This window comes from Aeromonas sp. R7-4, from assembly GCF_040908055.1.
Taxonomy (GTDB): domain Bacteria; phylum Pseudomonadota; class Gammaproteobacteria; order Enterobacterales; family Aeromonadaceae; genus Aeromonas; species Aeromonas sanarellii.
The window spans coordinates 1-13,243 of sequence record NZ_JBFODA010000025.1 but is presented as its reverse complement, the minus strand read 5'-3'; the positions used below and the strand labels follow the sequence as shown (position 1 = coordinate 13,243).

Annotated in this window: 12 protein-coding genes; 9 read left to right on the top strand and 3 right to left on the bottom strand. The window is 47.4% G+C overall.

The features are described from left to right. Positions 1–569: 569 nt before the first annotated feature. Positions 570–845, bottom strand: coding sequence for a transcriptional regulator (locus AB5Y72_RS04900; RefSeq protein ID WP_149153988.1), 276 nt, complete (start codon positions 843–845; stop codon positions 570–572). Positions 846–1,576: 731 nt separating this feature from the next. Between AB5Y72_RS04900 and AB5Y72_RS04895 the strand changes: the two genes are divergently transcribed. The 4 genes from AB5Y72_RS04895 (at position 1,577) to AB5Y72_RS04880 (ending at position 4,805) form a co-directional block, all read left to right on the top strand. Next, positions 1,577–1,876, top strand: a complete 300-nt coding sequence (locus AB5Y72_RS04895) for a hypothetical protein (protein ID WP_201902241.1) — start codon at positions 1,577–1,579, stop codon at positions 1,874–1,876. A 433-nt stretch (positions 1,877–2,309) separates the two neighbouring features. Continuing rightward, positions 2,310–2,726 (top strand): hypothetical protein, encoded by a 417-nt coding sequence (locus AB5Y72_RS04890; RefSeq protein ID WP_201934217.1) that lies wholly within the window; start codon positions 2,310–2,312, stop codon positions 2,724–2,726. A gap of 89 nt (positions 2,727–2,815) precedes the next feature. After that, a complete protein-coding gene (locus tag AB5Y72_RS04885) occupies positions 2,816–4,072 on the top strand; it encodes a relaxase/mobilization nuclease domain-containing protein (RefSeq protein ID WP_368198650.1) in 1,257 nt (418 codons plus the stop codon). Between the two features lie 22 nt (positions 4,073–4,094). Beyond that, positions 4,095–4,805: a hypothetical protein gene (locus AB5Y72_RS04880; protein ID WP_139474407.1), complete on the top strand. Its 711-nt coding sequence runs from the start codon at positions 4,095–4,097 to the stop codon at positions 4,803–4,805. 96 nt (positions 4,806–4,901) lie between these two features. Here AB5Y72_RS04880 and umuC read toward each other — a convergent pair whose 3' ends face one another. Both umuC and umuD read right to left on the bottom strand, forming a co-directional pair. After that, positions 4,902–6,173 carry a translesion error-prone DNA polymerase V subunit UmuC gene (umuC, locus tag AB5Y72_RS04875; RefSeq protein ID WP_368198649.1) on the bottom strand — a complete coding sequence of 424 codons (1,272 nt, stop codon included), beginning with the start codon at positions 6,171–6,173 and terminating at the stop codon, positions 4,902–4,904. Between the two features lie 3 nt (positions 6,174–6,176). Beyond that, positions 6,177–6,599 carry a translesion error-prone DNA polymerase V autoproteolytic subunit gene (umuD, locus tag AB5Y72_RS04870; protein WP_010676201.1) on the bottom strand — a complete coding sequence of 141 codons (423 nt, stop codon included), beginning with the start codon at positions 6,597–6,599 and terminating at the stop codon, positions 6,177–6,179. A gap of 92 nt (positions 6,600–6,691) precedes the next feature. On the opposite strand from umuD, the gene vapB reads away from it, so the two are divergent. The 5 genes from vapB (at position 6,692) to istB (ending at position 13,162) form a co-directional block, all read left to right on the top strand. Then, entirely contained in the window at positions 6,692–6,958 is a 267-nt protein-coding gene (vapB, locus tag AB5Y72_RS04865; RefSeq protein ID WP_368198648.1) for a type II toxin-antitoxin system VapB family antitoxin, read from the top strand. An 815-nt stretch (positions 6,959–7,773) separates the two neighbouring features. Beyond that, on the top strand, positions 7,774–9,132 hold the full coding sequence (locus tag AB5Y72_RS04860; RefSeq protein WP_368198647.1) for a VapE domain-containing protein: 1,359 nt from the start codon (positions 7,774–7,776) through the stop codon (positions 9,130–9,132). Positions 9,133–9,644: 512 nt separating this feature from the next. Then, on the top strand, positions 9,645–10,697 hold the full coding sequence (locus tag AB5Y72_RS04855; protein ID WP_368198646.1) for an IS110 family transposase: 1,053 nt from the start codon (positions 9,645–9,647) through the stop codon (positions 10,695–10,697). Positions 10,698–10,850: 153 nt separating this feature from the next. Then, a complete protein-coding gene (gene istA, locus AB5Y72_RS04850) occupies positions 10,851–12,392 on the top strand; it encodes an IS21-like element ISAs29 family transposase (RefSeq protein WP_113069990.1) in 1,542 nt (513 codons plus the stop codon). A 14-nt stretch (positions 12,393–12,406) separates the two neighbouring features. Continuing rightward, on the top strand, positions 12,407–13,162 hold the full coding sequence (gene istB / locus AB5Y72_RS04845) for an IS21-like element ISAs29 family helper ATPase IstB (protein ID WP_113069991.1): 756 nt from the start codon (positions 12,407–12,409) through the stop codon (positions 13,160–13,162). Positions 13,163–13,243 lie beyond the last annotated feature (81 nt).

Genomic DNA, 13,243 nt, shown 5'->3' with positions numbered 1-13,243 from the left:
ATAATGTGGTTGTCAGCGGCCACTGAGGTGCAGATCCCCCGTTGTCAGCTGACAATCGCAGCCAGTCAGCAGCGAGGGTTCCATTTCACGATACCGATAATGCGGTTGTCAGCGGGGCTGAGGTGCAGAACACTCCGTTGTCAGCTGACAATCGCTGCCAGTCAGCAGCGAGGGTTCCATTTCACGATACCGATAATGTGGTTGTCAGCGGCCACTGAGGTGCAGATCCCCCGTTGTCAGCTGACAATCGCAGCCAGTCAGCAGCGAGGGTTCCATTTCACGATACCTGTAGCAGTTCCGTCCAGCGGGCACTCCGGCTCAGATCACCCCGTTGTCAGCCGACAATCGATGTTTGCCTGGGCCAGCATTCCATTTCACGATACCTGTAGTTGTTCAGGCCAGCGGGTACTCAGGTGCAGATTACCTCGTTGTCAGCCGACAATCGATGTTTGCCAGGGGCGGAATTCCATTTCACGATACCTGTAGCAGTTCGGGCCAGCGGGTACTCTGGTGCAGTTCAGCCCGTTGTCAGCCGACAATTGCTACGGTGTGCAGAAATGGATTTCTAGTTAAACAGCAAACGAGATCTGAGATCCGTTTGGCATTTCAACATTGAGCTGTAGTTTTCCCCCAGCAGCCTCGACCCAGCGTTTAAGATCCATCAGTGTAACGTCCTGTACTGATGGTGTTTGATCGCAAATCATGGGTTCGGTGCCAGCCTGGGTCAGCATTTCACGCAGTTGGGTGAGATGAATCTCCAGCCGCATTAGATCTGCTTTTTCCCTGGCCTGAGTGACAACGTCGGGCATTTCTGTGGTCAATATATCATCAAGCTTGCGTGCCATGGCTACCTCAAAAGAACCCTCGCTGGAGTGGGTCCTGAAAAAGTCATTTTGCGCTGAACGTAAGTGGCTAAGTTCTGTGCAAGATATGAGCAGTATCACCGGTGTGGGTTGAGGTGTCTACGAACGGGCTCCAATGGAGTTTTTTCGTGTTTGCTGCGGCTATGCCGCCAGCAGCTATACCAGTTGTAGGAGAGCTGCGTTGTTCCATTTCTCACTACCGATAATGGTGTGAGATTGATGTGGTGATAGGTATATGGTCGCGGAATCAGGTATTGCTGTTGAATCTTGAAGCTATCGATGAATTGTTACTGTTGGATCACAGAAGTGGGGCGGTGAAAACAGTCAGTAAAACAATGTCAGCCAAGCTGAGCTGACTGACATTAGGTTATCGTATAGCTCTTTTCTTTGTTAACGACATAGACAGTGGAAACTCCACCTTGTCCTAGGGAAGGTGCTAACAAGTCACTTGGCACAAAAATACACCATTCTAAATTATTGATATTAAATGGCTAAACTTTTTAGTTTTGGCACATAGGGTACTTATTCGCACCTTCCCTAGCGGAAAACCCTTAGAGGATTATTTGATCTAATCCACAATTATCGTAGTCTTGAAGGCAGCCGTAAGGCTGCTTTTTTTATTCATTCTACTATAATAAATTTTGCTTAGGGTGGCATGAGCCATTTTGTTCATGCTACCCGTCAATTACTCTACATGTATAGCGAGTATTACAATGAAAATAATGACCACAAAAGAGGTGGAGGTTATAGCTGATATTCAATGCGACATATGTCATAAAAGCACAACCCCACATATGAACCCAAATTTGTATGATCCACAGTTTGGAGTACTGACTGCAAAATGGGGTTATGGTTCGAAACATGATGGTACGGCATATGAGGTGCATCTATGTGAGGAGTGCTTTTTTACTGTGCTGAGTCAGATAAAAAATATTCGTATAAATGATCATGCGGGTTATGTTGATGATCAATCATTTGGGAGGCTTTTATCTCATAGCCCTGAGCTTATATGACACCATTGGTACGACCAGTTCTAGAAAAGGTATGTCTGTCATAGGATGAGGGCATGCCTTTTTATATAACTTTAATCATCCTATGTCATAGTTTTAATTTCACGGAATAAAATTAAATTCACCATGTAAGTCTAGTTAATTTCATATTTTAAATATTAACTTTCGCCAATACCATTGATAACATTAGTCGTTAAATTAATAATTTAGCTCAAAAAATTGTTGATATTATATTTAGTGTTTGCAATACTATAATTAGAGTGGGTATTAAATATCACCGAATAATTTAGCTCATTTCTGAATGTGACTTCGTATAAATTTATTGTATATTTTTTGAAAAAACTCTAAACCAGCTATGTTTTAATGTCTATTAAATAGGTTGGTTTGAAAAACAAAACGCATAACACTACTAATAATTATTATAAAGGTGCACGCAATGAACAGAAAACCACGTTCTGGTAGACCCAAAAAATCAGCTGATGAAAAACGCAGTTTAATGCTCCGAATCTCATTTAATGCAGCTGAGCAACGTGTTTTAACTAAGCATAGTAAAACCTATGGTATTCCCCAAAAGTCTAGCCTGATTCGGTTTTTGGCTCTCAGGGAACCAGACAGTAATATCTCACCAGATTTTTCATATGATGATCGTGTGAGATTGCTCGAGGGGGTATACAATATATCATCGAATTTAAATCAAATCATTTTGTTGATTAGACAAGCTGAAGTCGGTAGTGACGTTTATAAATTTATTACTGACAGTAGTGATAACTCTCCAGTGATGCAGGCTTTCTCATCTATAAATTCTCTGTTTATAGGAATTGAAAAAGCTCTGATTGGAGTGAAGTTGAAATGAATTTTGAAAAACACAGGTTCGGCCCAAACTTCCAGTACAGACTGTCTTATATTTACCGAGCTATACATATTGGTAGGAAACGAAAATCCATGCCATCACAGGTTTATCATCTCGGTGGTGGTGTAATTAATAGACCAAATATTACATTGAATGAAAGAGGTGAGGTCTCTGATTATGACATCGGGCCACTACTCATGGAGTTGAATATGCAGGCATCATTGTATGCAGGCACAGGAAACCAACTATGTGCACATTATTCACTATCATTGAGCCCTGATGAATCATTAACGCCATATCAATGTCTAGTTGCAGCTAGGCTGCTAATGAGTGAATTGGGATATGGTAGCGATACTCGATGGACATCTGTTATACACCGCGATACAAGCTCTCTACATGTACATGTTGTGGCATGTAGAGTAAAACTTGACAGAACCTTAGTTGATGATAGTAACGACTATGCTCGGGGAGTTGACGCTGCTCGAAAAATAGAAATTGAATTGAGATTGGCGAACTGTAAAAGTCCTGAAGCAAATTTCGGTCATGAGTATAGCATAGTCAATATTAAAAATGGCCGTGGTAGAGGGAGCTTTCATGCTATGCATGATCCCGCCTGTATAATTAGGGATGCAATGGACGTGGTTTTTAAAAACCAGCCAAACAATATGACTGAATTTGTCACTGGGTTGCGTGAGCATAATGTAATGGTCAGGGTGAGGAGAGCAGATAATCACGAACCAAAAGGTATTTGTTATAGTATAGACGGTAAGAAATGGATATCAGGGTCTAAGGTTAAGAGATTGCGTGCTACTTGGTTTAAGCTGCTCGAGCAGGGCATTGAATATTCACCACGGCGAGATGATTTAAATTTTCAATTAGGTGAATCAAATCAATTAAGCGAGCTTAAGGTTATACTATTTACTGCATTGATTCGTTGTACTAAAAAACAATATGCCAAGATGAAAAAAGTGGTGCCGTCATTTGTGGATAAAAAAACATATTGTACATCGTCATTCTTTTTCCGGCTTCTAAGATTGGATTTTGTTTTGCTATCAATCGAAGAACCATCAGATAGTTTTATATCAAATGCACGATCACTGTTGAAGGACGTTTTGGCTACAATTTTTAGGAAAGGGCTGGAGAGCGTTCATGTAGGATCAAACGCATTGATTCCTGATGGATATGTCCAGGATATCAACTCAGAAAAAGATACTATTGATAAGCCAAACATGTTTTTCTTAGACAGAGAAAAACTTAAGAATGAAATTTTGACGAACAATGAATGGATTGCTGATTGGTATGGGGATCCCATATCACATGAACAAACTAAAGAAAAAAACATAAAATAACAATAATAATGAGAGGTGTGGCATGGCTAACATGAGGTTGAATGCAAATCTTAGAACAGTATCATTTAGCAAAACCGTGAGTGTACTGGAAGAGCTGGAGCTCAGTTCAGGTAAATGTGTTCGTAGGTATAGGGCTGTAAATGTTCACCTAGGTACAGTTGATGTGAATTCTGATTTTTCCCTTATAAAAGAGTTAACCGAGGCTGACGTAAAAAATGCAAGGCTTTGGGTCCAAGAGCAGCAACGACTGGTCCAGTATGCTTACATGGAAAATCAGAAAAAAGGACTAATTGGCGGGTGTCCTGTTATCAAACGTAATAAGAGCGACGATGATAAGTATCGAGATCATTATGGGTATATTCCAGATTGCAGGATTGGTGAATTTATTGGTGTAATCATCAATCAAATCCCACTGTCGTCACCCATACAATCTGTTGAGTCTAACAACTCGTTATATGAAAATATTATTGAGTTGAGAAAGAAAGGTCGTTTGTCTGACGTGTTTAAGGATATTTTTAATGCACTAATTAAAATTCATAGAATAAACCCTTTCACAAAGAATGAATGGTTTTCTCTTTTCTTGGGGGAAAAAGATTGTTTTTACTTGATTACAGCGGCTTCTGGTTATAAACAAAGCATTTTTGAAAAAATGCTTCCACTTAATCATAGAGCAACAATATTGTCGCAGATAAATAAGGCTCTGAAAAATCGAGTTACCAGCAAAACGTGTTGATAGAGGCTGATCCAGGCTTTTACCTGCGGTAATGAAATAACGATAGATATGATTGTACAGATATAGTGATAACCTGACACCGGCCTCAAACCGGTGTCACTTTGCAATGGGTAATTCGTCTAATGCCGTGGTATAGCGGGGACTGAGTTTTTCACGCTTCATCATCCAATCACTGTTGTCTCTCCCACAAGATCCAAAATGAATTTTTCCTAATCGTCCTTGGTTGATTCGGTCGATCATCTGCATTAGGTCCTGGCTGCGGGGCTTATGTTGATGATGGTCGAACAAATCTCCCTGCTGGCTGCCGATAGGAGTGAAGTCGGCTAGCATCACGCCACCTTTTTGGTAGCGGTGCCCATCCCGCCAGATACGAGAGAGCAGTGGGTGGATCAGTCCCAGCAGCGCCCTAGTATCGTTAGTAGGTACAGCCAACTTGGTGCTCACCTGGTTGCCGTAGTAGGGCTCTTTGTCATTGAAGGGGCTGGTACGAATGAATAGGGTGACATGGCGACAGCACATTCCCTCTGCCCGGAGTTTTTCAGCTGCACGTTCCATATATCCTACGAGTGCTTGATGCATGGAATTCATGTGTGTGATCCGTTCACCGAATGATCGGGAGCAGATGATCTGCTGTTTGGCTTGTGTGTCCTGCTCCAGGCTGGCGCATGGATAGCCGCGTAGCTCTAGCACGGTTCGCTCAACAACGACCCCATAACGATGCCGTAGGTTTTTACCATCAACAGCGACTAGGTCCGCCACACTATTGATCCCTTGCGCTTCGAGCCTGGTAGTCAGATTTCTACCTATTCCCCATATTTCCCCGACCGGAGTGATAGCCATCAAACGCGCTCGACGTGCCTCATCACGCAAATCAACCACTCCACCAGTCGCAGGCCACTTCTTCGCGGCGTAGTTTGCCAGCTTGGCGAGTGTTTTGGTTGGCCCGATCCCGACGCCGACTGTGAGTCCAGTCCATTGCTGTATTCGTTCACGGATCTGACGACCATATGCTGTTAGGTCTCCCGCCCATGATTCGTTCAGTTCAATAAACGCCTCATCAACACTGTACACCTCGACAGTTGGCACCATGCCTTCCAGCGTGGTCATTACGCGCTGTGACATATCACCATAGAGGGCGTAGTTGCTCGAGAACCAAACACCGCCTACGGCCTCGAAGAACTGACGGATCTGGAAGTAGGGAACCCCCATCTTGATGCCAAGCGCCTTGGCTTCTGCCGAGCGAGCCACAACGCAGCCGTCGTTGTTCGATAGCACCACGATCGGGCGCCCCTTGAGGTCTGGCCTAAACAGGCGCTCGCAGGACGCATAGAAGTTGTTCACATCGACGAGGGCAATGGCGTTGGGCATGGTTTACCCCAGTTTGGTCTTGTGGAGCACATAGGTTACGACGCCAAAAATTTCAAGTTCCTGCCCGTCCAATAGATGGATGGGTTGGAAATCCGGATTGGCGGGTAGCAGGGCAGGGAACGGGCGTTCTTGCAGCTGTTTGACAGTGAATTCTCCATCAAGGCAGGCTAGAACGATAGCGCCGTGGCGGGCCTTGAGCGCCCTATCTACGATCAAAAGATCCCCGTCATTGATGCCCTTTTCCACCATGCTGTGGCCACTGGCCCTGACATAGAAGGTGGCAGCGGGATGCTCAATACAGATCTGGTTCAGATCTATGGTTTGCTCAATATAGTCCTGTGCTGGGCTAGGAAAGCCGCAAACCACAGGGGACAGAAAAAGCGGCAGCTCTAGAGCGTCCGGGGTTGGATGTGGGATGGCGAACATGGTGGCTCACTGGTTACTGTTTTTATATACAGTATATCCGTATTGCATAACGTGTGCATCCGGTGTCAGTTGACATACCGGGCCCATTAGCTATGTTCGGTTCACATGGTACTGTGTTCATAGGACGCGTGATGGAATCAACAGTTTTTAGGTTTGGTCGTGGCCAGGGGGTATACCTGCCCGAGGCAGTGGCCCTGCCAGATGAGGTCACGCATGTTGAGATCGTCGTGGTTGGTCGTACTCGCATAATCACACCTGTAGGTGAGTCCTGGGATAGGTGGTTTGATGAGCCTTGTATGAGCGCCGACTTCATGGCCGAACGTGAGCAGCCAACCGCCCAGGAGCGAGAGAAACTCTGAGGTCCAGCAGGGTAACTGAGTTGCGCAGCTGAGAGGGATTGTTTTTATATATATAGATAAAGCCCATCTCTCTCAGCTAGAAGATAACGATGTGGCTACATCATTCTCGCGTAGCGAGGATTGCTCATAGATCTGTCGGTTCTCGCCCCCAGGCAAGATAGGCTCAGTAGCCATTTTTTCCTTTTCTAGGTTGCACCACTGGTCGTGGTGCATGTGATCCAGTTCTGTATCTACAATGCTGGCGATTGGTCTCTCCTCTGTAGTTGTTTTAGCCGCTGCAATTTTGGACAGTATGCGACATGCCGAGAACTGCTCTAGCTGTGCGGCCATAACTACTGCGACGTCCGGAAATTTATCGATAACCTAGCAGTTTAAATAGCCATGTTTCGTCACTAGGAATTAGTGTTTATATATATTCGTTGTAATTCTAGGTGCAATTATTAGGCTTGATAAATAAATTCCACAAAATGTCAATTTATTTTTTTTCGTCCTATTGATCTTTGATGGGAATAGTCATATCTTCATCGGCACATAGACAGGTTGGCCTATGTAGATATAACGTATTCTACTGGTTTTGTTGAAATGTTATCTCTGAATTCCTGTGCACTATACTCGTATGGTAGTTACAAGTGACATTGTACACGAAGCACAGTTTAAGCATGTCTGGTCTCATAGGAATAAACTAAAGGTAAAGCATCTTTTGATATTTCACGCGCGATTTATAACAGGCTGATTTTGGTTATAATTAAAATTAAATCCAAGTGGTAATGCATATTATATATAAAAACAGGTCTATAAGGCCGAGGATAATAACAATGAGACAAAGAAATGAAACAATATTTGAGTGTGAACTCCTGACGTACGACCAGCAAGATCAGAGAAATAATGAGCAGCAGGACAAAAATGTAGTTTTCGCGAAAGTCATGGACAAAAGCGAGCAATTGACGTTGCCGGACCTTTTGCCAAATAGCCGACCGATGAGGACCAGCCGTAATCTGCATGCTATTATTTTACACAATAACTGGATCCCGCGTTTCAACCAGATGACGGCTGAACCAGAGGTCGCTAATTCTGATAATCAGCGCCTAGGTCTCTCTGATGCAGGTCAGCGATCTGCGCTGGTTGATGCCTGCCAGCATGCACATCTGTCAGACAGGGCAATTGATGATCATTTGACCGCGATTTGTGAACAGCATAGTTATCATCCTGTACGTAGTTGGCTGGAGAACGGGATGCCGTGGGACGGTAAATTACGAGTGGATAAGGTTATAGCCACCCTAGGTGCGGTCAACCCAAGGTATGCAGCTCAGGTAATTTATCCATGGTTGATTGGATGTATTGCTGCATTATATGAACCCAATTGGATATCAAAATTGGTTCCGGTCCTCGCGGGTGGCCAATCATTCAAAAAATCTGCATGGATACGCCATATTGCCACTGTGGTGCCTGGGTCAACACTGGATTGCTCCATCAATCCCGATGTGCCTGATGATGTGAGACGCGCAGTTTCCGCGTGGGTGGTAGAATTGGCCGAACTTGAGAGTACCACCAGGCATGAGGCTGGCAGTTTGAAAGCGTTTTTAACGAGAGATCATGACCGTTTTCGAGTGCCATATGGGCGCAATTTCACTGTTAAGCGACGTCAAACTAGTTTTATTGGCACGGTTAACGGCACTGGTTTCCTGAGAGATGCTACAGGGAGTTCGCGGTTTGCGGTGATCGAGTTGGCGTCACCAGCAAATATGGATGTTCTGAATGAAATTCTTGGTTGGAGTTGGGATGGGGGGCGAGTGCGTCACACCGAACCCGAGAAATTACGTCAGTTTTGGTTGGAGGTAAAGGCAAAATATGATGATGGGGGCTCTTGGTATCTGGATGAAACGACAGTCATTCAAGCTGCTTCTGTAAACGATGCTCACACTGATAAGGGGGCTTGGTACGATATTATTTGCCATCATTATCTGTCAGGGGAATATAATGATACTAAATGGGTTGTTGCGAGTGAATTGTGCAAGCTACATGGAGAGAAGACCAATATGGCAACATCTTGTGGTAAGGCACTCAGGATGCTTGCGAGCGAGGGGAAAATAAAGAGCAAAAAAGGCCGAGCTAATCAAACTTTATACTGTTTGCCAGTGATTGGAACAAATAGGATAGATAAAGTAATAAAGTAATAAAGTAATAAAGTAATAAAGTAAAAAACACCCGCCACTGAGGCGGGTGTTTTTATCAAAAGATGCGACTAATGGTTAATGTATTATATTCTGGTTAAGTGAGCATTATGATGTTGCTAACCATCTGTAAGCCACATTATTACTGATTGAGTGATAGTTATGGTTAGGTGGTTAAGTAATTTCAATGAAAATAATATTGTGGAGTATGGGGGGATAATTCAAATCTGTCAATGTACTTATCCTTTATAGCAAACCTAATTAACCATCTAACCATTAGCGAAAATAAACCTACGAATAAGGTGCTTTAGGTTGGTTGGGTAGTATAAATAATGATTAACCAATAGCTTAACCAATTATTTTTAGTTGCCGTTATTCAACGGCAAACGATCCACAGTCACACCGTAGGCATATTCTGGTTAACGGCGTTAATGGGATGGTCGCCCCTCCCCAAAACGGCATCTGAGTGCCAAAGTGGCGAATGTAAGTTCCCACTGATGAGAGAGGCGACCACCATGAAGGCTACGACTATCGGCATCGATCTGGCAAAACATCTCTTCCAATTACATGGCGTTGATCAACATGGCAAGACGGTCCTCAAGCGACAGTTGAAGCGGGGTCAGATGATCTCATTCTTTAGCAATCTTCCTCCTAGCCTGATCGGCATGGAGGCATGCGGCAGTGCCCATTACTGGGCCAATAAATTGCAAGGGCTGGGGCATACCGTCAAGCTGATGGCGCCTCAGTTCGTTAAGCCCTATGTAAAGACCAACAAGAACGATGCTGCGGATGCCGAAGCTATTTGTGAAGCTGTGACTCGGCCCACCATGCGGTTCGTGCCGATAAAGAGCAGCGAACAATTGGCCATCCTGGCCTTGCATCGTGCTCGACAAGGCTTCATCAAGGCCAGGACAGCTCAAGCCAACCAGATCCGGGGCCTGTTAGCAGAATACGGGTTCATCCTTCCTCAAGGCATCACCCACATAGGCAAACACGTTCCCGAGCTGCTGAAGGACAGTGAAAACGGCTTGCCAGGAACGTTTCGCCATTTGTTAATGCGACTTCACGAGCACCTCAAAATGCTCGACAAGCAGGTCAATGAATTGGAGGACGCGATCGTTCGCTGGCATAAGGACAGTGCAGCCAGCCAAACCTTAGCCCAGCTGCCAGGTATCGGTCCTATCACCGCAAGCGCACTGGTTGCTTCCATCGGCAATGCGAAAAATTTCAAGAATGGCCGGCAATTGGCCGCGTGGCTGGGGTTAGTGCCACGGCAACACTCCAGCGGTGGTAAGCAGAACCTGCTTGGGATCAGCAAGCGTGGCGACAGCTATCTGCGCACCTTGTTAATTCATGGCGCTCGGGCGGTGCTACGAGTAGCAGAACGCAAGGAGTCGTTCTCGGGAAGCTGGTTGGCCGGGGTGATGGCACGGCGCAACCCTAACGTGGCGGCGGTAGCGCAAGCCAACAAGACGGCTAGAATCATCTGGGCATTGCTGGTGCATATTCCGGCTGATCATGAACACCGATTCCGGTTCAACGTGAACACCATTTCCGGACCAATGTGAACGCTCATTCCGGTTCAACCTGAACACTTTGCCCCTCCTTTCCGGAAACAGTGTTCAACATCCCGGAATCACTGTTCACACTCACCGGAATCATCCTTAACGCATTGATTTAAAAACCTTTGATACGCTCTCCCTTTTGCCAGGGAAGAGCCTATGTCTGCCAAGAGGATTGCAATGCGTAAAATTCGTGAAGTGCTGCGACTGCGGCTGGAGGCTGACCTCTCTGTTCGCCAGATAAGTTGCTGCACCAAGGTCAGCGTTGGCTCCATCCAGAAACTCCTCAAAAGTGCCCATTCGCTCGGCCTGACCTGGCCCTTGCCCACCGAGCTTGATGATGCCCGACTGGCTGCCCTGTTCTATCCGCAGGCCGATACCACCATCTCGGCCCGCCATGTCGTGCCTGATTGGCCCTCTGTCCATCAGGAGCTCAAGCGCAAGGGGGTCTCCAAACAACTGCTCTGGGAGGAGTACACCCAGCGCTATCCCAATAGCTGTTACAGCTACTCCCAGTTCTGCGACCGTTACAAGTCCTGGTGTCAGTTGCAAAAGCGCTCCATGCGCCAGATCCACAAGGCGGGAGAAAAGCTCTTTATCGACTACTGCGGGCCCACGGTGCCCATCGTCTCGCCCTCCACGGGTGAGGTCCGTCAGGCCCAGATCTTTGTCGCCGTGCTTGGTGCGTCCAACTACACCTTTGCCGAAGCCACCTGGTCACAGTCACTGCCGGACTGGCTGCAAAGCCATGCCCGTGCCTTTGAGTTTTTCGGCGGGACCCCGGCACTGCTGATCCCCGACAACCTCAAGAGCGGTGTCAGCAAGGCTTGCCGATACGATCCCGAGCTCAACCCCAGCTACCAGCAGTTGGCCGAGCACTATCAGGTGGCGGTGATACCAGCTCGCCCTTACAAGCCCAAGGACAAAGCCAAGGCTGAGGTGGGAGTGCAGATCGTCGAGCGCTGGATCCTAGCCCGCCTGCGCCATCAGACCTTCTTCTCGCTTGCCGAGCTCAACCAGTGCATCCGGGCCTTGCTGAACGAACTCAACGAGCGCCCGTTCAAGCAACTGCCCGGTAACCGGCGCGAGGCGTTTGAGCAGTTGGACCGCCCGGCACTGGGACCACTGCCGGTGCATCCCTATCGCTATGTCGCTATCAAAACGGTCAAGGTCAACATCGACTATCACGTCAGTTATGAGCAGCACCATTACTCGGTGCCACACCAGTATGTGGGCCAGCAACTGGAGCTCCATGCTGGCGACACCCTGCTTCAGGTCTATCACCAGCAACAGTTGGTCGCGAGCCATCCGCGTAAAACTATCCCGGGGATGAGCACGCTCCCGGAACACATGCCGGAACGCCACAGCAAGCAGCAACGCTGGACGCCAGGCCGTCTCAAGCAGTGGGCTGCTGATATCGGACCGGGCACCTTGTGCTGGGTTAGCGAACGGCTGGAAGAGAAAGCCCATGCCGAGCAGGCATACCGACTCTGCCTGGGGCTACTGAGTCTGAGCCGGGAGTATCCGCCATCACGGGTCGAGGCCTGTTGCCAGTTGGCTAATCGGGAAGGACTAGTGCGACTCAAGCAGCTCAAGTCGGTGCTGACAAGCGGCCGCGACCAACTGCCCGCAAGCCCGCTGAGCTATCCAGAGTTACCGCAAGAGCACGAGAACATCCGTGGCCCCCAGAGCTTCCACTGAAGAGGATACGCCCCATGACCCAACAAACCCTGACCCTCCTGAGAAGCCTGAAGCTGACCGGCATGGCGGATGCCGTGCAACAACAACTGGAACAGGCGAGTACCTACGAAGGGCTGCCCTTCATCGAGCGGCTAAGCCTGCTGGTCGAACACGAACAACTGAGCCGGGAGCAGCGTAAACAAGCTCGGCTGGTCAAGCAGGCAAGGCTCAAACTCCAGGCCACGGTGCAGGAGCTGGACTACCAGTCAGCACGCAACCTGGAGCGGTCACAGGTAGCAAACCTGGCCCAAGGAGAGTGGCTACGCCGAGGCCAGAACCTGCTCATCACCGGCCCCTGTGGCTGTGGAAAAACCTACCTGGCTTGTGCGCTGGGCTACCAAGCCTGTCAGCAAGGACATAGCACTCGTTACTACCGGCTGCCACGTCTGCTGCTTGAACTGAGCCAGGCCAAGGTAGATGGCAGTTACGCCAGACTGCTGGGTCAACTGGCAAGGATAGAGCTGCTGATCCTCGATGACTGGGGACTGGAAGCGGTGAATGCCGAGCAGCGCAACGCCCTGCTGGAGATCATGGATGATCGGTATGGAAAATACTCGACGGTAGTGGTCAGTCAACTACCAACGGAAGAGTGGTACGCGAGCTTGGGGGACAACACCCTGGCAGATGCGATCCTGGACCGGCTGATGCACAACGCTCACCGGCTGTCACTGAAGGGAGAATCGATGAGAAAGAGGAGAAGTGAGTTGACCCAATCTGAACAGTCGAGTTAGAAACGAGATGACATGAGCGCGTTAAGGATCAGGGTGTTCACGTTGGCCGGAATGGCTGTTCAACTTCGCCGGAATACGCAG